17 protein-coding genes and 1 pseudogene are annotated in these 20,760 nt (G+C 71.9%); 7 read left to right on the top strand and 11 right to left on the bottom strand.

Translation table 11 applies throughout. The annotated features are described in order from the left end of the window. Positions 1 to 36 precede the first annotated feature (36 nt). The 6 genes and pseudogenes from K8W59_RS15355 to K8W59_RS15330 all read left to right on the top strand — a co-directional run. Positions 37 to 702: a dihydrofolate reductase family protein gene (locus tag K8W59_RS15355; protein WP_223395480.1), complete on the top strand. Its 666-nt coding sequence runs from the start codon at positions 37 to 39 to the stop codon at positions 700 to 702. A 58-nt stretch (positions 703 to 760) separates the two neighbouring features. Then, a complete protein-coding gene (locus K8W59_RS15350) occupies positions 761 to 1,402 on the top strand; it encodes an ABC transporter permease (RefSeq protein ID WP_223395478.1) in 642 nt (213 codons plus the stop codon). Beyond that, positions 1,402 to 2,616, top strand: coding sequence for an ABC transporter ATP-binding protein (locus K8W59_RS15345; protein ID WP_223395476.1), 1,215 nt, complete (start codon positions 1,402 to 1,404; stop codon positions 2,614 to 2,616). The genes K8W59_RS15350 and K8W59_RS15345 overlap by 1 nt, the downstream gene beginning before the upstream one ends. Next, positions 2,613 to 3,449 carry an ABC transporter permease gene (locus K8W59_RS15340; protein ID WP_223395473.1) on the top strand — a complete coding sequence of 279 codons (837 nt, stop codon included), beginning with the start codon at positions 2,613 to 2,615 and terminating at the stop codon, positions 3,447 to 3,449. Before K8W59_RS15345 ends, K8W59_RS15340 begins: the two co-directional genes overlap by 4 nt. 1 nt (position 3,450) lies before the next feature. After that, entirely contained in the window at positions 3,451 to 4,443 is a 993-nt protein-coding gene (locus K8W59_RS15335; protein ID WP_223395471.1) for a glycine betaine ABC transporter substrate-binding protein, read from the top strand. Then, positions 4,440 to 5,624 (top strand): annotated as a pseudogene (locus tag K8W59_RS15330) (MFS transporter); the annotation flags it as partial. The gene K8W59_RS15335 and the pseudogene K8W59_RS15330, both read left to right, overlap by 4 nt. A gap of 318 nt (positions 5,625 to 5,942) precedes the next feature. Here the strand turns inward: K8W59_RS15330 and K8W59_RS15325 are convergent. The 3 genes from K8W59_RS15325 to K8W59_RS15315 all read right to left on the bottom strand — a co-directional run bounded on the left by K8W59_RS15325 (position 5,943) and on the right by K8W59_RS15315 (position 8,863). Next, positions 5,943 to 6,473, bottom strand: coding sequence for a type 1 glutamine amidotransferase domain-containing protein (locus K8W59_RS15325; protein ID WP_223399860.1), 531 nt, complete (start codon positions 6,471 to 6,473; stop codon positions 5,943 to 5,945). A 71-nt stretch (positions 6,474 to 6,544) separates the two neighbouring features. After that, the gene (locus K8W59_RS15320) at positions 6,545 to 7,678 is read right to left on the bottom strand and encodes a hypothetical protein (RefSeq protein ID WP_223395470.1); all 1,134 of its coding nucleotides are present in this window, start codon (positions 7,676 to 7,678) and stop codon (positions 6,545 to 6,547) included. Between the two features lie 9 nt (positions 7,679 to 7,687). Beyond that, entirely contained in the window at positions 7,688 to 8,863 is a 1,176-nt protein-coding gene (locus K8W59_RS15315) for an acyl-CoA dehydrogenase family protein (protein WP_223395468.1), read from the bottom strand. Positions 8,864 to 8,925: 62 nt separating this feature from the next. Between K8W59_RS15315 and K8W59_RS15310 the strand changes: the two genes are divergently transcribed. After that, entirely contained in the window at positions 8,926 to 9,576 is a 651-nt protein-coding gene (locus K8W59_RS15310; RefSeq protein WP_223395459.1) for a rhomboid family intramembrane serine protease, read from the top strand. On the opposite strand, the gene K8W59_RS15305 is transcribed toward K8W59_RS15310, so the two are convergent. From K8W59_RS15305 to K8W59_RS15265, 8 genes are all read right to left on the bottom strand, one after another. Beyond that, a complete protein-coding gene (locus K8W59_RS15305; RefSeq protein ID WP_223395457.1) occupies positions 9,555 to 12,908 on the bottom strand; it encodes a methylmalonyl-CoA mutase family protein in 3,354 nt (1,117 codons plus the stop codon). The genes K8W59_RS15310 and K8W59_RS15305 overlap by 22 nt on opposite strands. A gap of 151 nt (positions 12,909 to 13,059) precedes the next feature. Beyond that, the gene (locus K8W59_RS15300; protein ID WP_223395448.1) at positions 13,060 to 13,566 is read right to left on the bottom strand and encodes a MarR family winged helix-turn-helix transcriptional regulator; all 507 of its coding nucleotides are present in this window, start codon (positions 13,564 to 13,566) and stop codon (positions 13,060 to 13,062) included. A 37-nt stretch (positions 13,567 to 13,603) separates the two neighbouring features. Continuing rightward, on the bottom strand, positions 13,604 to 14,869 hold the full coding sequence (locus K8W59_RS15295; RefSeq protein WP_223395439.1) for a calcium-binding protein: 1,266 nt from the start codon (positions 14,867 to 14,869) through the stop codon (positions 13,604 to 13,606). A gap of 28 nt (positions 14,870 to 14,897) precedes the next feature. Beyond that, positions 14,898 to 16,163 carry a calcium-binding protein gene (locus K8W59_RS15290; protein WP_317846279.1) on the bottom strand — a complete coding sequence of 422 codons (1,266 nt, stop codon included), beginning with the start codon at positions 16,161 to 16,163 and terminating at the stop codon, positions 14,898 to 14,900. Positions 16,164 to 16,186: 23 nt separating this feature from the next. After that, positions 16,187 to 17,437 carry a calcium-binding protein gene (locus K8W59_RS15280; RefSeq protein WP_223395437.1) on the bottom strand — a complete coding sequence of 417 codons (1,251 nt, stop codon included), beginning with the start codon at positions 17,435 to 17,437 and terminating at the stop codon, positions 16,187 to 16,189. A gap of 91 nt (positions 17,438 to 17,528) precedes the next feature. Beyond that, the gene (locus K8W59_RS15275; RefSeq protein WP_223395435.1) at positions 17,529 to 18,281 is read right to left on the bottom strand and encodes a helical backbone metal receptor; all 753 of its coding nucleotides are present in this window, start codon (positions 18,279 to 18,281) and stop codon (positions 17,529 to 17,531) included. Between the two features lie 91 nt (positions 18,282 to 18,372). Continuing rightward, positions 18,373 to 20,262, bottom strand: coding sequence for a translational GTPase TypA (gene typA / locus K8W59_RS15270; protein WP_223395433.1), 1,890 nt, complete (start codon positions 20,260 to 20,262; stop codon positions 18,373 to 18,375). Further along, positions 20,259 to 20,750 carry a thioesterase family protein gene (locus K8W59_RS15265; RefSeq protein ID WP_223395424.1) on the bottom strand — a complete coding sequence of 164 codons (492 nt, stop codon included), beginning with the start codon at positions 20,748 to 20,750 and terminating at the stop codon, positions 20,259 to 20,261. The genes typA and K8W59_RS15265 overlap by 4 nt, the downstream gene beginning before the upstream one ends. Between the last annotated feature and the right edge of the window lie 10 nt (positions 20,751 to 20,760).

The following is a 20,760-nucleotide window of genomic DNA, read 5'->3' as shown; positions in this document are numbered from 1 at the left end:
CCGCGAGTCTAGGTAGCGATCGGGCAGGATGACCCGGTGACGTCACTCACCCGCCTGTCCGACCTCGACGACGACGCGCTCGCGGCGGCGTACGCCGCGCCCCGCACACCGTGGCTCCGGCTCAACTTCGTCGCCACGGTCGACGGCTCGATCCAGGGCCCCGACGGGCTGTCGAAGTCGATCAACAACGAGGCCGACCACCGCGTCTTCGCGGCGCTGCGGCGGCTCGCGGACGTGATCGTGGTCGGCGCGGGCACCGTGCGCGCGGAGGGATACCGGCCCAACCCGAAGCCCTTCGTGGTGGTGACCCGGCAGAGCGGCCTGCCGCCGACGTTGCAGGAGGGCGACGTCTCGCAGGTGTACGTCGCCACCGGCGCCGACAACCCGCACCTGGGGGAGCTGCGTGACCAGCTGGACGACCGGGTGCTGGTGCTGGGGGAGCGCGGACCGGACCTGGTCGCGCTGCGCGAGGCCCTGCAGGAGCGCGGCTTCGGCGACATCCTCTGCGAGGGCGGGCCGTCGCTCGCCGCCGACCTGGTGCGCGCCGGGCAGGTCGACGAGCTGTGCCTGACGACGGTGCCGCTGCTGGTGGCCGGGGAAGGGCTCCGGGTGCTCGAGGGGCCCGCGGTCGACGTACCTCTGCGACTGCACTCGCTGCTCGAGGAGGACGGCACGCTCCTGGGCCGCTGGTGGCGCCGATGACACGCCCTGGCCAGTCGAAGGGTGAAGTGTCTCAGGAAACCTGCTTGGGTGGAAGACCATGTGGGACTTCATCTCCGAGCGCCGAGGCCCGATCGCCTACGACGCGTTCATGCACTTCAGCCTCGTGGTGCAGTGCGTCCTGCTTGCCACGGTGATCGCCGTCGTGATCGCGGTGCTCGTCTCCGCGTCCGGCGCCTTGGAGTCCGTGGCGAACATCCTGTCCGCGGTGGGCCTGACCCTCCCGTCGCTGGCCCTGATCGGCCTGCTGCTGCCGTTCACCGCGCTCGGCACCACCACGGCGGTGGTCGCGATCACCTTCTACGCCGTGCTCCCGATCCTGCGGAACGCGATCGTCGGGCTGGCCGGGGTGGACAAGACGCTGCTGGAGTCCGGCCGGGGGATGGGCATGTCCCGCCTCCAGCTGCTGACCAAGGTGCGCCTGCCGCTGGCCTGGCCGGTGATCCACGCCGGCATCCGGATCTCGATGCAGATGTCCATGGGCATCGCCGCCATCGCCGCCCTCGTGCTCGGCCCGGGCCTGGGCAAGTACATCTACACCGGCGTGGCCACCACCGGCGGCGCGAACGCCCTCAACTACACGCTCGTGGGCACGATCGGCGTCCTGCTGATCGCGCTCGTCGTCGACGGCCTGCTCCTGCTCCTCGGCCGGCTGACCATCTCGAAGGGAATCCGCGCCTGATGACCAGCACCAGCGAGACCCAGCAGACCTCCGGGTCGCTCAGCGGCGCCGAGATCCGGCTGGAGGACATCACCAAGAAGTACCCCGGCCAGCGGATCCCGGCCGTCAACGACCTGAGCCTGACCGTGCCCGCCGGCGAGATCGTCATGTTCATCGGCCCCTCGGGCTGCGGCAAGACCACCTCGCTGAAGATGATCAACCGGCTGATCGAGCCCACGTCGGGGACGATCACCATCGGCGGCGAGAGCGTGCGGGACAAGAGCGTCGACGAGCTGCGCCGCCACATCGGCTACGTGATCCAGGGCGGCAGCCTGTTCCCGCACATGACGGTGGAGAAGAACATCGCCATGGTGCCCAAGATGCTCGGCTGGAGCCCCCAGCGCACCCGCGACCGGGTGCAGGAGCTGCTCGACATGGTCGGCCTGGACCCCAGCCGATACGCCCGGCGCTACCCGCGCGAGCTCTCCGGTGGGCAGCAGCAGCGCGTGGGCGTCGCCCGCGGCCTGGCCGCCGACCCGCCGGTCGTCCTGATGGACGAGCCGTTCGGCGCCGTGGACCCGATCACCCGGGTGCGGCTGCAGGACGAGCTGCTCAGCATCCAGCGCGAGCTCGGCAAGACCATCGTGTGCGTCACGCACGACATCGACGAGGCGATCAAGCTCGGCGACCGGATCCTGATCCTGCAGGAGGGGGCGCAGATCGCGCAGTACGACACCCCCGACGCGATCCTGGCCGCGCCGGCCAACGAGTTCGTCGAGGACTTCGTCGGAGCCGGTACGTCGCTCAAGCAGCTCTCCCTCACCCGCATCTCCGACCTGGACCTGCGGCAGATCACGGTCTGTCGCACCGGGGACGCCGTACCCGACGTGGTCGCGCGGGCCGAGGGCGCCGGGGACGACTCGGTGGTGGTGCTCGACGCGCAGGAGCGGCCGATCGCCTGGCCCTGGCTGCGGCAGCTGCGGCAGTCCGGCTCGCTCCCGGCGAGCACTAGGGAGAACCTGGTCGAGCTCGACCACCGGGCCACCCTCAACGACGCGCTCGACGCGATGCTGACCTCCACGCACAGCGCGGTCATCGTGACCGGGGACCGCGGCCGCTACCTCGGCCTGCTCGACTTCGACACCGTCACCGGGCACCTGCGCGAGGCCGGCGCAGAGGCCGAGCGCAACGCCGCCGCGAACGACGGCGCCACGCCTGCGGGGGAGCCGGGATGAGCACGCTGCAGGAGCGCCCAGCGGCCGACCGCGCCCAGGACCCCGTCGACGAGCCGCTGGAGGTGAGCGGCGGCGCCGCCGAGGAGAGCGAGCTCGACCGGCAGTACCGTCGCGAGCGGCTGCTCATGCTGGTCGTCCCGCCGATCGTGGTCGCCCTGGTGCTGGGCGGCTGGGTCTGGTGGCGGCAGACCGCGACACTCGACACCGCCGAGGCCAACGCGCTCGCGTGGTCGCAGGTCCGCAAGCTCACCTGGCAGCACATCGAGCTGACCGCGGTCGCCTCGCTCCTGGTGGTGCTGCTGGCGATCCCGCTGGGCATCATGCTCACCCGGGGGAAGCTCAAGCGGTTCGCCCCGATCGTGGTCGGCATCGCCAACGCCGGCCAGGCCGCCCCGTCGATCGGCCTGATCGCGCTGTTCTTCCTGTGGCTGGGTGGCGGCTTCTGGACGGCGATCATCGCGCTCACCCTCTACGGCCTGCTGCCGGTGCTGCGCAACACCATCACCGGCCTGCAGGGCGTCGACCCGACCCTGGTCGAGGCCGCGCGGGGGATGGGCATGAGCTCCTTCGGCGCGTTGATGCGGGTCGAGCTGCCCCTCGCGATGCCGGTGATCATGTCCGGTGTGCGCACCGCGCTGGTGCTGGTCTGCGGCACCGCGTCGCTGGCCTTCCTCATCGCCGGCGGCGGGCTGGGCGTCATGCTCAACACCGGCATCACCCTGTTCCGCTTCTCGGTGATGGTGAGCGCCGCGCTGCTGATCGCCGTCCTCGCCCTCACCATCGAGTGGGTCGGGCGCCTCCTGGAGATCGCGCTCCGGCCGAGGGGGATCTGACATGACGATCCGCACACGCGTCGTGGGGTGCATCGCCGGCCTGATCGCCGCCCTCATGCTGGCCGGCTGCGGCCTCGGCACCGCCGGCGGCTACGTCCCCTCCGGCAAGCTCGCCGGCCCGCTGCGGGAGTACTCCGGCAGCCTGGACGGCGCCTCGATCAGCGTCGGCTCGAAGAACTTCAACGAGAACATCATCCTGGGCAAGATGGCGATCATCCTGTTCCGCGCCGCCGGGGCCGACGTCGCCGACCTGACCAACATCCCCGGCTCGAACGCCGCCCGGCAGGCCGAGATCGAGGGCCAGATCAACGCCATGTGGGAGTACACCGGCACCGGCTGGATCTCCTACCTCGGCCACGACAAGCCGATCCCGGACGAGCAGAGGCAGTACGAGGCGGTCCGCGACGAGGACCTCAAGCGCTACGACCTGCTCTGGCTGCCGCCCGCCCCGATGAACAACACCTACGGCTTCGCGGTCACCCAGGAGAGCGCGAGGAAGTACGGCCTGAAGACCCTGTCGGACATCAAGAAGGTGCCCGTCGACGAGCGGACCTTCTGCATCGAGTCCGAGTTCGCCAGCCGCTCTGACGGCCTGCCCGGGATGCTCAAGACCTACGGCATCCCTCTGGGCGACCCGCAGGGCGTGCCCGACGACAACATCAAGACCTACCAGACCGGCGCGATCTACAACGCCACCGCCAAGGGCGACTGCGTCTTCGGCGAGGTCTTCACCACCGACGGCCGGATCCTCGCCCTGGACCTGGTGGTGCTGGAGGACGACAAGAAGTACTTCCCGCTCTACAACGTCTCCCTGGTGATCAGCAAGGAGCTGGCCGACCAGGAGCCGTCGGTGGCGGAGATCATCGCGCCGGTGACCGAGAAGCTCACCAACGAGGTGCTGCTGGACCTGAACGCCCAGGTGGACGTCGAGGGCAAGGAGCCCGCCGAGGTCGCCTACGATTGGCTGGTGAAGGAAGGCTTCATCCGTCAGTGAGCGCCGCGCAGCGCGAGGCCCGCCGGGTCTCGCTCCTCCTCGGCGTGCTCTTCGGCCTCACCGGCATGGGCTCCAGCTCGGCCGCGATCGCCCTGCCCCTCATGGGCCCCGACTTCGATGTGTCCGTGGGCGTGGCCGCGTGGACGATCAGCCTCTACGCCCTGATGCTCGCGGTCACCACCGCGGTCTACGGCCGGGTCTCGGACCTGGTCGGCGTGCGCTGGCCGCTGCTGGTCGGCGTCTCCCTGATGACCGCCGGAGCGCTGGGCGCGGCGTTCGCGCCGAGCTTCGAGGTGCTGCTGCTCGCCCGGCTGCTGCAGGGTGCCGGCGCGGCCGCGGTGCCCACGCTCGGGGTGGCCGCGCTGAGCGCGAGGTACGACGGCGACGTGCGCGGCCTGGCCCTCGGCCGGCTCGCCGGGATGTCCGCTTGCCTGGCGTGCCTGGGGCCGCTGGTCGGGGGCCTGGTCGAGCACTACCTCGGGTGGCGGGTCGTGATGGCGCTGCCGGTGCTCGGCGTCGTCGTGCTGCCCTTCGTCTGGCGCGCCCTGGTGGGCGAGGGCAGCGGTGCCCGGCTGGACATCCTCGGCGCCGTGCTCGTGGCGCTCACCTCCGCCGGGCTGGTGCTGCTGGTGCAGTCGCCCACCTCCGGTGCCGTGGTCGCCGCGATCGGCTCCGCGCTCGTGGTCCTGGGCACGCCGCTCGTCGCGGCGCGGGTGCGGGCCCGCCCGCACGGCTTCCTGCCGATCGAGGTGGTGCGCAACGGGACGGTCGTCCGGTCCGCGGTCGCGGCCGCCGCCGTACCCGCGTCCTGGTTCGCGCTGCTCATCGGCGTCCCCGCCGTCCTCGTGGCCGCCGACTGGCAGCCCTGGCAGGTCGGCCTGCTGCTGGTGCCCGCCGCGGTGCTCGCGCTGGCGGTGCCGCGGATCTCGGCGTGGGTGCTCGCGAGGTACGGCGGCGCCCGCTCCCTCGGGCTGGCCGCGCTGGTCTGCTCGGTGGCGCTGCTGGTCGCGGCGTTCGGCACCTGGCGCGAACAGCCGCTGTCGGTCGTGGTGGCGGTCATGCTCACCACGCTGGCCTTCGGCGTGGGTCACCCGGCCCTGTCGGCCAGCGTCGGCGACGCGGTGCACTCCGACGCCCGCGGCGTGGCGCTCGGGGTGGCGACGCTGCTGTTCCTCGTCGGCGGCTCCGTCGGGTCCGCCGTGGTCGCCGGGATCGGCGAGCTGGTCGGGATCCCCGGCAGCCTCGCGGTGCTGGCCGCGCTCCCGCTGCTCTCCCTGCTCATCCTCCGGCCCGAGCTGACCCGGCCGGCTCACGACTGGGCGGTGCGGCGGGGGAGCGGCCCCGGGCCTGTTGGCGAGCCTGCACAACATTCGTTCGCGGAGCCTGCATGGGTTCAGGCTCCTCGCCCGGGGCCGCCCCCGCCGCACCGGCACCCCCCAACAGCACCGGCTCCCCCCGAGCCGGCGCCGGTCTCCCACAGGTGGGTCCGAGCGGGCGGACTACTGCTCGCCGAGCGCGTCCAGGATCGCCTGGTTGAAGGCCGGCAGGTCGTCGGGGTTGCGGCTGGAGATGAGGTTGCCGTCGGTGACGACCTCCTCGTCGACCCAGGTGCCGCCGGCGTTGCGGATGTCGGTCTGCAGGCTGGGCCAGGACGCGAGCCGCTTGCCCTTGACCACATCGGCCTCGACGAGAGTCCACGGGGCGTGGCAGATCGACGCGACGGGCTTGCCCGAGGCGACGAAGTCGCGCACGAAGGCCACCGCGTCACTGTCGGTCCGCAGCGCGTCGGGGTTGGCGACGCCGCCGGGGAGCACGAGGGCGTCGTACTCGTCGACCGACGCCTTCGACACCTCCTTGTCCACGGGACGGGTCTCGCCCTTGTCCAGGTGGTCGAAGAGCTGCACCTCGCCGGACTGCGGCGAGAGGAGCTCGGCGGTGTGCCCCGCGTCGGTCACCGCCTTCCAGGGCTCGGTCAACTCGACGGCCTCGATGCCCTCGGATGCCGTCAGGAATGCGATCTTCTTGCTCATGCTCTCGACGCTAGGTCGCGGATCGGCGGCACAGTACGTCCCCAGGTATGTCGCGTCCCGGCGCCCGGACGTCAGGGCTCCCGGCGGTAGGCGGCCCGCACCCACAGGCCGCGCTGGGCGTCGGTGAGGATCGGCTCGAGGAAGGTGTCCCGATAGGCCGCGTCGGCGCTGGAGGACGCGGCGAAGGAGAGCCCGCAGAACGCGCCGAGCACGACGGCCACCTTGATCAGGGTCGCGGTGAGCCCGAGGACCACCGGCTGCGGCACCCGCGCGGTCCACAGGGTCTCGACGCTGTCGGCGATCGCCAGCTCGCCGAACGCCAGGAAGAACAGGGTCATCAGCGCACCGAAGATCAGCACCTGGATGCCCTGGCTGGCCATCGGCAGCAGGGCGAAGTTGAGCCGCTCGGCCGGGTTGAGCCGCCGGGCGGTCGCGGGGTCGACGTCGCCGCGCCCGGAGTACGGCGTGCGTGCGAGCGGGTCGGAGGAGGTGGCCGCCAGCGCCCGCAGCGGCAGGTCCCGAAGCTCGTCGAGCCCGGTGCTGACCACCACGCTGGCCGAGAGCAGCATCAGCACGCCCGCGACCGCGGCGACGCGCACCGGGTCGATCCGGGAGGCGATCTGCCAGACCTCGGCGTTGAAGAAGAGGAACAGCACGGTGAGCATCAAGATGGGCAGCACCCGCACCACCATCGGCACGATCGTGGCCAGCTCGCGCCAGGTGCGCCGTACCGCCCAGACGGCGAGCGCGCCGATGCCGGCGTACCCCGCCGCCAGCACGACCCCCAGGCCCACCAGCTGCTGTGCCGCTTCGGCCAGCCACTGCCCGGTCACCAGGCCGGGGAGCGCCACCCAGGCGAGGGCGACCACCGCGCCGACCGTGGTCCGGTGACGTGGCGAGAGCCGTAGCAGGGTGAGACCGGCGACCGACGCCAGCAGCACGCCGACGACGGGGGAGGCGACCAGCACTCCGACCGCCGCCCAGGACGTGGCGTCGAGTCGGCTGCTCGGTCGCTCCAGCTCGGCCTCCGGGATGGTCGCGACGACCCACAGCGAGGCCAGCACGATCGGGAGGGCGAACACCAGGAAGGGCGTGCAGCGGGCCAGCAGGTCGCGGGCCCGCGAGACCGGGCGCACCACCAGCGGGAGCCCGTTGGCCATCAGCCACGCCTCGGCCCGGCGGCGCGTCCCGTCCGTCCCCGTCATGGTCGCCGCTCAGCGGGTGGGCAGGGTGCGGATCTCGCCGGTGTTGTCCTTGCCCAGCCCCCGGGAGATCACCATCCGCTGGATCTGGTTGGTGCCCTCGAAGATCTGCATCACCTTCGCCTCCCGCATGAAGCGCTCGACCGGGAAGTCGCGGGTGTAGCCGTAGCCGCCGAAGACCTGCACGGCGTCGGTGGTCACCTTCATCGCGTTGTCGGTCGCGGTCAGCTTCGCGATCGACGCCTCGCGGGAGAACGGCAGCCCGGCGTCCTTGAGCCGGGCGGCGTGGAGGTACGTCGCCCGCGCGACCTGGACCGCGGCCTCCATGTCGGCCAGCACGAACGCCAGGCCCTGGTGGTCGATGATCGGGGTGCCGAAGGTCTCGCGCTCCTTGGCGTAGGCCACCGCGTGGTCGAGCGCCCCCTGGGCCAGCCCGGTCGCGACGGCGGCGATGCCGAGGCGGCCGGAGTCCAGGCCGGCGAGGGCGATCCGGAGCCCGTCGCCCTCCGCGCCGAGCCGTCGCTCGGCCGGTACCCGCACGTCGTCGAGGCGCATCGTCGCGGTGGCCGAGCCGGTCAGCCCCATCTTCTTCTCCGGGGCGTCGGCCGAGAGCCCCTCGGCGTCAGCGGGGACCAGGAAGCAGGAGATGCCGCCCCGGTCGTCGGAGGTCCGGGCCATCACCTTGTAGAAGTCCGCGTGCCCGCCGTGGGTCGTCCACGCCTTGGCGCCGCGCAGGACGTAGTCGTCGCCGTCCCGCTTCGCCGTGGCGCGCATCGCGGCGGGGTCGGAGCCGGCGTGCGCCTCCGACAGGCAGTAGGCGCCGAGGAGCTCCCCGCCGAGCATGTCGGGGAGCCACCGCTCGCGCTGCTCCTCGCTGCCGAACTCGGCGAGCCCGAAGCAGGAGAGCGCGTGCACCGAGACCCCGACGCCCACCGACGCCCACACCGCGCCGATCTCCTCCAGCACCTGGAGATAGACCTCGTAGGGCTGCCCGCCCCCGCCGTACTCCTCGGGGTAGGGCAGGCCCAGCAGGCCGGTCCGGCCGAGCAGGGTGAAGACGTCGCGCGGGAAGGTCTCCGTGCGCTCGTCGTCGGCGGCGCGGGGCAGCAGCTCGTTCGTGGCGAGCTCGCGGACCAGCTTGATCAGGTCGGTCGCCTCCGGGGTGGGGAGGGTACGGCGTGCAGTCATGGCCGCGACCCTAGCGACTGCTCGCCCCGGTGCGCCTCGGCCGTGGTGGCTAGGCTCGGTGCATGACCCAGCGTCCCGGCGAGTGGCCCGTTTCGGCGCCTCCGCGGGCGCGGCGCGAGGGCCTGAGCGCGACCGCGGCGCTGGTCGGCAGCGTCACGTTCGTGGGCGTCCTCTGGCTGGTCGAGGGACTCGACACGCTCCTCGGCAACCGCCTGGACGCCGAGGGCATCGAGCCGATGGACCCCGACGGCCTGAGCGGCATCCTGTTCGCGCCGCTGCTGCACGGGGGCTGGGCGCATCTGGTCGCCAACAGCGTGCCGCTGCTCGTGCTCGGCTTCCTGCTCCTGCTCTCCGGGATCCGGCGGTGGCTGCTGGTGACCGCCGTGGTGTGGGCGGTCGCCGGGCTGGGCACCTGGCTCACCGGCGGCCCCGGCACCATCCACATCGGCGCGTCCGGCCTGGTCTTCGGGTGGCTGGTGTACCTGATCGTGCGGGGCCTCTTCAGCCGCCGCCCGGGCCAGATCGCCCTCGGCCTGTTCGTCCTCGTCGTGTACGGCGGCCTGCTGTGGGGCGCCCTCCCCGGCCAGGCGGGCGTCTCCTGGCAGGGGCACCTCTTCGGGGCCGTCGGCGGCGGGTTGGCGGCGTACTGGTTCGCCTCCGGCGACCGGCGGCGCGCCGCCGCCCCCGCCGCTCACACGTTGCGGCGGTATTGACCGCCGACCTCGAAGAACGCCTCGGTCACCTGCTGCAGCGAGCACACCCGGGCGGCGTCCATGAGGACCGCGAACACGTTCTCGCCGGAGACCGCGGCGTCCTTGAGCCGGGCCAGCGCCTCGGTGGCCTCGGCGGCGTGCGCGGACTGGAAGTCGTGCACCCGGGTCAGCTGGGAGGCCTTCTCCTCCTCGGTCGCGCGGGCCAGCTCGATCTCGGTCGGCTGCGCATCTCCCGCGGACTCCTTGACGAAGGTGTTCACCCCGATGATCGGCAGCGACCCGTCGTGCTTGCGGTGCTCGTAGAGCATCGACTCGTCCTGGATCCGCCCGCGCTGGTAGCCGGTCTCCATCGCGCCGAGCACGCCGCCGCGCTCGTTGATCCGGTCGAACTCGGTGAGCACGGCCTCCTCGACCAGGTCGGTGAGCTCGTCGATGATGAACGACCCCTGGAGCGGGTTCTCGTTCATCGCCAGGCCCCACTCCCGGTTGATGATCAGCTGGATCGCCAGGGCGCGACGCACCGACTCCTCGGTCGGGGTGGTCACCGCCTCGTCGTAGGCGTTGGTGTGCAGGCTGTTGGCGTTGTCGTAGATCGCGATCAGCGCCTGCAGCGTGGTGCGGATGTCGTTGAAGTCCATCTCCTGGGCGTGCAGGGAGCGGCCCGAGGTCTGGACGTGGTACTTCAGCTTCTGCGAGCGCTCGCCGGCGCCGTACCTCTCCTTCATCGCGATCGCCCAGATGCGGCGCGCGACCCGCCCGAGGACGGAGTACTCCGGGTCCATCCCGTTGGAGAAGAAGAAGGACAGGTTCGGCGCGAAGTCGTCGATGTCCATGCCGCGCGCGAGGTAGGCCTCGACGTAGGTGAAGCCGTTGGCCAGGGTGAACGCCAGCTGGCTGATCGGGTTCGCCCCGGCCTCGGCGATGTGGTAGCCGGAGATCGAGACGGAGTAGAAGTTGCGCACGCCGTTCTCGATGAACCACTCCTGGATGTCGGCCATCATCCGCAGCGAGAACTCGGTGGAGAACAGGCAGGTGTTCTGCCCCTGATCCTCCTTGAGGATGTCGGCCTGCACGGTGCCGCGGACGTTCGCCAGGGCGTACGCCGCCAGCTGGGCGCGCTCGTCGTCGTTCGGCTCGCGGCCCTCCTTCTCCCGGAAGGCGTCGATCTGCTGGTCGATCGCGGTGTTGAGGAAGAACGCCAGCACCGTGGGCGCAGGGCCGTTGATCGTCATCGACACGCTGGTCGTCGGGTCGACCAGATCGAAGCCGTCGTAGAGCGCCTTCATGTCGTCCAGGGTCGCCACGCTCACGCCGGAGGTGCCGACCTTGCCGTAGACGTCGGGGCGCTCGTCGGGGTCGCGGCCGTAGAGCGTGACCGAGTCGAACGCGGTGGAGAGCCGGGTGGCCTCGCTGCCGCGGGAGAGGTACTTGAAGCGGCGGTTGGTGCGGAACGGGTCGCCCTCGCCGGCGAACATCCGGGCCGGGTCCTCGCCGTCGCGCTTGAACGGGAACACCCCCGCGGTGAACGGGTAGGCGCCGGGGAGGTTCTCCCGACGCCAGAACGAGACCAGCTCGCCGTGGTCGGTGAAGCGGGGGAGCGCGACCCGCGGGACGCGGTTGCCGGAGAGGGTCTCGCGGGTCAGCGGGACCCGCACCTCCCGGCCGCGCACGGAGAACGTGTGCTCGTCGCCGGAGTAGGACTCCACCACCGCGGGCCAGGCCGCGATCTGGTCGGTCACCTCGGCCGGGACCTCCTTGGCCAGCCGCTCCACCAGCTGCTGCACCCCATCGTCGGTCGAGCTTGTCGAGACCACCTCGTCGTCGGTCGAGCCGCCGTGCCCGTCGGTCGAGCCGCCTGGTTCGTCGGTCGAGCCGCCTGGTTCGTCGGTCGAGCCGCCTGGTTCGTCGGTCGAGCTTGTCGAGACCAGCTGGTCGGCCACCCACTGCGCCCGCTGCAGGTTCCGCGCCGCCTCGGCCAGCCGCTCGGTCTCGGCGTGGTAGCCCCGCACTGTCTCGGTGATCTCGGAGAGGTAGCGCACCCGGTCGGTCGGGACGACCTGGCGGATCCCGGAGGAGTGCCGGACGTCGACGTGGGGGAGGGTGCCCTCGACCAGCGGGAGCCCGGCCTCGCCCAGCTCGCCGCGCAGGTGCTGGTAGAGCGCGGTGACGCCGTCGTCGTTGAAGGTGGCGGCGCTGGTGCCGTAGACCGGCATGTCCTCGGGGCGCTTGCCGAAGGCCTCGCGGTTGCGCACCAGCTGCCGGCCCACGTCGCGCAGCGCGTCCTCGGCGCCGCGGCGCTCGAACTTGTTGATCGCCACCGTGTCGGCGAAGTCGAGCATGTCGATCTTCTCCAGCTGGGAGGCGGCGCCGAACTCCGGCGTCATGACATACATCGAGTGGTCGACCAGCGGCACGATGCCGGCGTCGCCCTGCCCGATGCCCGGGGTCTCGACGATCACCAGGTCGAAGCCCGCCGCCTTGAGCACCTCGACCACGGTCGGCAGGTGCTCGGGCACCTCGTGCGCGCCGCGGGTGGCCAGGCTGCGGAAGAACACCCGGTCCCCGTCCAGGCTGTTGGCGCGGATCCGGTCGCCGAGCAGCGCCCCGCCGCCCTTGCGCCGGGTCGGGTCGACGGCGAGCACGGCGACCCGCAGCTTGTCCTGCTGGTCCACGCGGAAGCGCCGTACCAACTCGTCGGTGAGGGAGGACTTGCCGGAGCCGCCGGTGCCGGTGATGCCGAGGACGGGGACGGTACGGCGGCCCGCGGCGGCCGCGATCTCCGCGCGCATCGCCTCGTCCAGCCGGCCCTCCTCGGCCCCGGTGATCGCGCGGGCGACGGCGAACCGGTCGCCGGAGAGCACCTGCTCGGCGGTGACCGGCTTGGTGTCCCACAGGTCGAAGTCGCAGTCGGCGACCACGGAGTTGATCATCCCGACCAGCCCCATCCTCTGCCCGTCCTCGGGGGAGAAGATGGTCACGCCGGACTCGCGCAGCCGGGTGACCTCCTTGGGCACGATCACGCCGCCGCCACCGCCGACGACCTTGACGTGGTCGGCGCCCTGGGCGCGCAGCGACTCCACGAGGTACTCGAAGTACTCGATGTGGCCGCCCTGGTAGGAGGAGACCGCGACGCCCTGGACGTCCTCCTCCAGCGCGGCGTCCACGACCTCCTGCACCGACCGGTTGTGGCCCAGGTGGACGACCTCGCACCCCTGGGACTGGAAGATCCGCCGCATGATGTTGATCGACGCGTCGTGGCCGTCGAAGAGGCTGGACGCGGTGACGAGGCGGACGGGGTGCCGCGGGACGTGCAGGTCGGTCTGGTCGGCCATGGCCGGGACTCCTCGATAGATAGTTGGACGTCCTAGTAATTCGAGGATAGCCGAGCTCCGGCGTACTCGGAAGTAATCGCGGGGTGGCCCCGTTCGGTGGTCGAAAGTGCCCGGTCGGCGGGATATGCGTGCAGCACGTGCCCGGTCGGCGTCAGGGGGTGGTGATGACGGTGTCGCCGGAGGCGGAGCGGAGGCGGCCGAGGAGCTCGGTGAGACCGAGTACGTCGTCCCGGGAGACGCCGGGCGCGGTGAAGACCTGCGCGTTCAGCGACGCGGTGGCCGCCTCGACCACGTCGCGGCCCTCGCGGGTGATGGCCGCGAGGATCACCCGGCGGTCGTCGTCGCGGCGCAACCGCTCGACGTACCCCTGCTTGACCAGGCGCTCCACGGCGCTGGTGACGCTGGTGGGGTGCACTTGGAGCAGGGAGCCGAGCCGGGTCATGGGCATCCGCCCGGAGCGGGTGAAGGACAGCAGGCGCAGCACCTCGTAGCGGGCGAAGGTGAGGCCGTGCGGGCGCAGGGCACCCTCGACCCGCTCCATCAGCAGCTGGTGGGCCCGGACCAGCGAGGTCACCATGGCCATCCCGTCGGCGGCCTCGCCCCACCCGTGGTCGACCCACTGCTGCCGGGCCTCCCGGATCGGGTCGCGGTCGCTCATCCGCCCAGGCTAGCCGAAATCTGGACGTCCTAGGACCTCACGGCTTGTCGACCCCTCCGCAGCTGCCGGTCTCCCAGTTCAGGCACCTCGCGGCGTCGGTGAGGTGGACCCAGTCGTCGCCGGCGCCGGTGTCGGCGAAGGCGTCGTCGCTCGGGGAGAACACCCGGTCCGGGCCGCCGCGGGTCCAGGCCCGCAGCGAGCTCTCGGGAGTGTCGGCCCGCACGTCCTCGGCCGCGTCGGAGCCCACGAACCGCAGCCGCGCGTTCCTGACCGTGAGATAGAACGTCTGACAGCCGCTGAGCGGCCCGGAGACGAGCGGCCCGAGCGCGATCCGCCCCTTCGACACGTCGAGGTCGACCAGCCAGGGCGCGGCGTCCGTGTTCGGGGCCCTGCCGGCCACGCTGAGCACGTCGCCCGCGTCGCCACCGCAGCTGACCTCGGTCGGGCCGGCCTCCTCGGGTAGCTGGATCCCGATCCGGTCCATCCCCGAGCCACCGCGGACGATGACAGGGGAGATGTTCCCCTCCATCACGCCCACCAGGTCGCGCCCGGCGCCGCCGGAGAGCAGGTCGGGCCCCGCGTTGCTCTCGATCTCGTCGGGTCCCGGTCCGCCGTGGCCCTCGTCCCGGTCGGCCGGCGGATCGTTCCACGGGTCGAGCTTCAGCAGGTCGCGGCCGCCACGCCCGACGAGTACGTCGTCGCCCAGACCGCCGTCGAGCCGCTCCCAGGAGGAGCTGCCGCGCAGGGTGTCGTCGAAGTCGGAGCCGAGGACCCGGACAGAGGGCCGGGGCACCACGCGATCGCCGACATCGGTCGTCCCCGCCGCGATGTCGAGCCCCACCCCGGTGGACGACCGCGAGTAGTCCAGCACCCCGACGGTCGGGATCGACAGCCGGTTCACGCTGCGGGTGTCCAGCCCCGGGTCCAACAGGTCCGCGCCGGGGCCGCCGCGCAGCCGGTTGGCGACGAAGTAGGCGAAGGACCTCCCGGGGTAGCGCAACCGCGCCCGGCCGCCGGCGATCCGGTCGTCCCCGGCGCCGCCGTACAGCACGTCGGCACCGTCGCCGCCGCAGAGCAGGTCGTCCCCCGCGAGACCCTCGATCCGGTCGTTGCCGCCCAGCCCGGCGATCACGTCCGGGCCCGACGTGCCCGGGAGGCGGTCGTGGCCGGTCGTCCCGACGATCGTCGCGGGCTGGCCGTAGCAGGTGGGCGTGGCCGCCGAGGCGGTCGTGGTGGTGAGCACGGTGAGGCCGACCGGCGCGAGCGCGAGTACGGCGAGTGCGGCGGTGGTCCGGGTACGCATCTGGATCCCCTTCCGTCCGGCCCGCCCGTCAGGGCCGGCTCTCTCCGCCGCAATAGCCGCGCTCCCAGTTGAAGCAGACCGACGAACGGCGCGAGTTGACCCGGTCGTTGCCGGCGCCGAGGTCGATCCTGTCGTTGCCGGCCCGGGAGCCGAAGACGACGTCGTCCCCGCCCCGCAGGCTGGCCACCAGCGGACCTCCGGGCCAGCCCTCGTAGCGGTCGTTGGCGTAGATGGTCTCGGCCACCCCGGTGCCCTCGAACCGGTAGCGCGCGTCGACCCCGACCAGGCTGTAGTGCTCGCAGTCGGAGATGCGTCCCGAGACCCGCGGGCCGTAGGTCAGCCTCTCGGCCGGGGCGTCCACGCCGAGCAGCCACCGCGGTGAGACGTCCGGCGCGAAGGCGAAGAGCTCGATGTCGTCGCCACCGGCACCGCACAGGACGTCCCCGACGGCGGCAGAGTTGGGCAACTCCATCGACATCACGTCGCCACCGGGCCCGCCGTCGACCCGGCCCGGGGCGCTGGTGCCCAGGGTGTCGTCGCCGTCGCCGCCGACCACCACGTCCTTCGGTCGCTGCGACACCAGGAGGTCGTTCCCGCCGCCTCCATAGAGCCGGTCGTTGTCGGTCGCCGTCTGCTGGGACTCCTCGGCCTGCAGGTCGTCGTTCCCGGCCCGCCCGGCCAGCAGGTCGTTCCCCCGGCCGCCCTCCAGGCCCTCCGGGTGGGAACTGCCCAACAGGGTGTCGTCGCTGTCCGTGCCGAGCAGCCGGAGGTAGGGGCGTGCCACGATCCGGTCCCCGTTGTCGACGACACCGGTGGCCAGGTCGACCTTGACGGCGTGCGACGAGGAGGAGTAGTCGACGATCGCGACCGTCTCGTGCCCACCGCTCTCCTCATTGGCGCGTACGTCGAGTCCCGGGTCCATGATGTCGTCGCCCGGGCCGCCGCGGAGGCGGTTCGGGGTCATCACCTGGGGCGGGTCGTTGGAGCTCATGGCGGCGCGTCCGCCGCCCATCCGGTCGTCACCGGCGCCGCCGTACACGACGTCGCCGCCGTCGTTGCCGCACAGCCGGTCGTTGCCGTCCATGCCCTCGATCCGGTCGTTCCCGGCGAGACCCACGATGACGTCGGCACGCGGAGTGCCGACGAGGCGGTCCGGTCCGTCCGTGCCGACGATCGTGGCCGGCTGGCCGTAGCAGGTGGGTGCGGCCGCCGCGGCGGTCGTGGTGGTCAGCACGGTGAGGCTGACGGGCGCGAGTGCGAGCACCGAGAGTGCCGCGATGGTGGTGGTGCGCATGTCCTTCTCCTTCGTCCGTGGCCTCAGGGCCGGCTCTCCCCGCCGCAGTAGCCGCGCTCCCAGGCGAAGCAGGTCGACGATCGCCGGGCGTTCACCCGGTCCGTGCCGGCCCCGAGGTCGATCCGGTCGTTGCCCGAGCGGGCGCCGCGCACGAAGTCGTCGCCGCCGCCGGTGGTGGCGACCAACGGGCCTCCGGCCCAGCCCTCGTAGGGGTCGTCCGCCCATACCGACTCCGCGACATCGGAGCCGACGAAGCGGTAGCGGGCGTTGACGGCCACGAAGTCGTAGGTCTCGCACCCGCTGATCCGTCCGGTGCCGAAGGGGCCGTACCTGAACCGCTCCGCGGGCACGTCGATGCTCATCAGCCAGCGCGGAGAGGCCGTGGCGGGCGTGACGCCGTAGATGCCGGTGCGGTCGCTGCCCTCGCCGCAGCGGATCTCGGCGGTGCTGGTCCGGCGCGGCACGTCCAGGGAGAGGTCGTCGGCCCCGGCGCCGCCGTCGAGGGAGGCCGGGAAGACCGTGAGCAGCTGATCGTCCCCGTCCCCGCCGACGAAGGTGTCGCGGCCGTGCTGGGACCAGAGGTGGTCGTTCCCGCCGCCGCCGTAGACCCGGTCCCGGTCACCGGCCCGCTGCCGGGTGAGCTCCGGCTGCAGCCGGTCGTCGCCTGCGCGCCCGGAGACGTAGTCGTCGCCGCGCCCGGAGACGATGTAGTCGTCGTGCTCACCGCCCTTGAGCGTGTCGGCGTACGCCGAGCCGATCAGCCGGGTGGCGCGGCGGTAGGTGATCTTGTCCCCGATGTCGGTGCTTCCCGTCGCCAGGTCGACGCTGACCGGCCCGGGTTCGTAGGTGTAGTCGATGATCCCGACCACCCAGCCGGTCTCCGGGTCCCAGCGCGAGTCGGTCCCCGGGTCCAGCTCGTCGGCGCCGGGACCGCCGCGCAGGCGGTTGGGCACGTAGTCGCTCCCGTAGCTCATGCCCGCGGGCCCGCCCTCGATCCGGTCGGCGCCCGCGCCGCCGAACATCGTGTCGCCGCCCTCGTTGCCGCAGATGACGTCGGCTCCGTCGAAGCCCTCGATCCGGTCGTTGCCGAGGCCGCCGACGATCACGTCCGGTCCGGAGGTGCCGCGGAGCTGGTCGTCGGCGGTGGTCCCGACGATGGTGGCCGGCCGGCCCAGGCAGCTCGCTGGTGCCGCGGTCGCGGTCGTGGTGAGCATCGCGGCTCCCGGCGGGATCAGGGCCAGGGCGGCGACTGTGGTCGTGCTGATGACGCGCATGAACTTCCCCCGTTCGTCATGCAGGCCCCCGAGCCGGTCCCGTGGGACCTGGATGTGCGCCTTTGAGAGTTCTCCTACGGGGGAAAAGTTGTCAAGCGCCTCGGGTCAGACTTTCGGCGGCCTCCACCAGGGAGGGGCCGTACCACGTCAGCAGACGCCCGCTCACCAGCTCGGTGGGCGTCGTGAACGCCTCCGGGCCGTCATCGGCGGTGAACTCATAGGGCTCGTCGGGCAGCAGTACGGCGTCCGCGCCGGCGCCGTCGATCGCCTCGACGTCGACGCCGGGGTAGCGGTCCTCGCCGGCGTCGAAGACGTTCGCCCAGCCCCGCCGGCGGAGCAGGTCGCCGGTGAACGTGCGCGGCCCCACCATCATCCACGGGTCGCGCCAGATCGGCACAGCCACCCGCCGGGTCACCGGGGGAGGGGTGCCGCACCAGAGCTCGCGGGCCCTGTCCAGCCACTGCGGAGTACCCCAGCCGAGGGCGTCGTCGAAGAGCCGCTGCAGGGACGCGACCGCCTGCGGGACGGTCTCGATGTCGGTGACCCAGACCCGGGTTCCGGAGTCGCGGAGGCGCCGTACGTCCAGCTCGCGGTTCTCCTCCTTGTTGGCGACCACCAGGTCGGGCTGCAGGCCGCGGACGGCAGCCAGGTCGGGGTTCTTGGTGCCGCGTACCCGCGCGACGCCGAGGTCGCGGGGGTGGGTGCACCAGTCGGTCGCCCCGACCAGCGCCTCGCGGCGGGCCGAGGCGAGCGCCTCGGTGATCGACGGGACCAGGCTCACCACCCGCCGCGGCTCCGGCGACCAGTCGTCGGCGTACCCCAGGTCGTCGGTCAGGTCGGTCATGACTCCCACGCTACGACGGCGCGCCGTACCCCGCCCGCGGCCGCCGTACCCACCCATGCCGACTCGGCCCAGGAGGGGAGGGGGGAGAGCCTCAGCGGGCCTTGCGCGCCCGGGAGGCCGCCTTGGCGCGGGTGTTCGCGTCCAGGTCGACCTTGCGGATCCGGACCGTCTCCGGCGTGACCTCGACGCACTCATCAGAGCGGCAGAACTCCAGGCACTGCTCCAGCGACAGCCGCTTCGGCGGGATCAGCTTCTCGAAGTTGTCGGCCGTGGAGGAGCGGATGTTGGTCTGCTGCTTCTCCTTGGTGATGTTGACGTCCATGTCGTCGGCGCGGGAGTTCTCCCCGACGATCATGCCCTCGTAGACCTCGGTCGTCGGCTCCACGAACAGCACGCCGCGCTCCTGCAGCGAGGTCATGGCGTACGCCGTCGCGGCGCCGGCGCGGTCAGCCACCAGCGAGCCGGAGGCCCGCGAGCGGATCTCGCCGGCCCACGGGAAGTAGCCCTCGGAGATGTGGTGGGCGATGCCCGTGCCGCGGGTCTCGGTGAGGAAGTCGGTGCGGAAGCCGATCAGGCCGCGGGCGGGGACGACGAACTCCATCCGCACCCAGCCGGTGCCGTGGTTGGTCATGCCCTCCATCCGGCCCTTGCGGTTGGCGAGCAGCTCGGTGATGGTGCCGAGATACTCCTCCGGGGCGTCGATGGTCAGCCGCTCGAACGGCTCGTGCAGCTTGCCGTCGACCTCCCGGGTGACCACCTGCGGCTTGCCGACCGTCAGCTCGTATCCCTCGCGGCGCATCTGCTCCACCAGGATCGCCAGCGCCAGCTCGCCGCGGCCCTGGACCTCCCAGGCGTCGGGGCGCTCGGTGGGCAGCACGCGCAGCGACACGTTGCCGACCAGCTCGGCGTCCAGCCGGTCCTTGACCAGTCGGGCGGTGACCTTGTGTCCCTTGCCGCCCTTGCCGACCAGGGGCGAGGTGTTGGTGCCGATGGTCATCGAGATCGCCGGCTCGTCGACGTGGATGAGCGGCAGCGCGACCGGGTTCTCCTGGTCGGCCAGCGTCTCGCCGATCATGATGTCCGGGATGCCCGCGATCGCGCAGATGTCGCCGGGGCCGGCGGACTCGGCCGGCACCCGCTCCAGGGCCTGGGTCATCAGCAGCTCGGTCACCTTCACCGGCTTCACCGACCCGTCGCGCCGCATCCAGGCCACGGTCTGGCCCTTGCGCAGCGTGCCCTGGTGGACCCGCAGCAGCGCGAGCCGCCCCAGGAACGGGGAGGCGTCGAGGTTGGTGACGTGTGCCTGCAGCGGCGCGCCCTCGTCGTACGTCGGCGCCGGGATCGTCTCCACGATCGTCCGGAACAGCGGCTCGAGGTCCGGGCTGTCGGGCAGCCCGCCGTTCTCCGGCATCTCCAGCGACGCCCGGCCGGCCTTCGCCGAGGCGTAGACCACCGGAAAGTCCAGGGCGTCCTGGCTGTGGGAGTCGTCGAGCAGGTCCATGAACAGCTCGTAGGTCTCGTCGACCACCTCGGAGATCCGGGCGTCGGAGCGGTCCACCTTGTTGACCACGAGCACCACGGGAAGGCCCGCGTTGAGGGCCTTGCGCAGCACGAACCGGGTCTGCGGCAGCGGCCCCTCGCTGGCGTCGACCAGCAGCACGATGCCGTCGACCATCGACAGTCCGCGCTCCACCTCGCCGCCGAAGTCGGCGTGCCCGGGGGTGTCGATGATGTTGATCGTCATCCCGCCTTCGGGCGCCGACGGCCCGAGATAGCGGACCGCGGTGTTCTTGGCCAGGATCGTGATGCCCTTCTCCCGCTCCAGGTCGCCGGAGTCCATCACCCGCTCGGCCACCCCCTCGGCCTGGTGCGCGGTGAACGCGCCGGCCTGGTGCAGCATCGCGTCGACCAGGGTGGTCTTCCCATGGTCGACGTGGGCGACGATCGCGACGTTGCGGAGGTCGGACCTCGACGTGCTCATCGGACCTTCATCGAGCCGGAGAGCTGCGGCTCCCAGGGGAGGTCCCGGTGCTCGGCGACCCGGGCGTCGACCTTCTCCTTGACCTCGTCGCTCCACGGCGTCGTACGCCGCTGCTCCATGTCGATGCAGAGGAAGATCTCCTCCATCAGGTAGGCCACCCGCTCCCGGCCCTCGTCGACCAGGTAGACCAGCACGTGGATCGCCTTGTCCGAGCGGCCGATCATCCGCACCCGGACCGAGACCCGGTCGCCGGTGCGCAGCTCGTGGAAGTAGGTCAGGTGGTGCTCGGCGGAGAACACCGCGCGGCCGGTGTTGCGCCAGTCCTTGGGGATCCCGACCTCGACCAGCGACTCGTCCAGGCCCTCGCTCGCGATCCCGAGGTAGTGGCGGATGTTGAGGTGACCGTTGAGGTCCTCGAACGCCACCGGGATCGACTGGGGTGCATAGCTGGGAAGTGCGGAGATCTCGTCGTACGTCGGCTGCTTCACGGGGGTCAGT

Origin of the sequence: Nocardioides rotundus, assembly GCF_019931675.1 — a bacterium.
GTDB lineage: Bacteria > Actinomycetota > Actinomycetes > Propionibacteriales > Nocardioidaceae > Nocardioides > Nocardioides rotundus.
The sequence above is the reverse complement of the archived record's forward strand: the minus strand, read 5'-3'. Positions and strand labels throughout refer to the sequence as shown.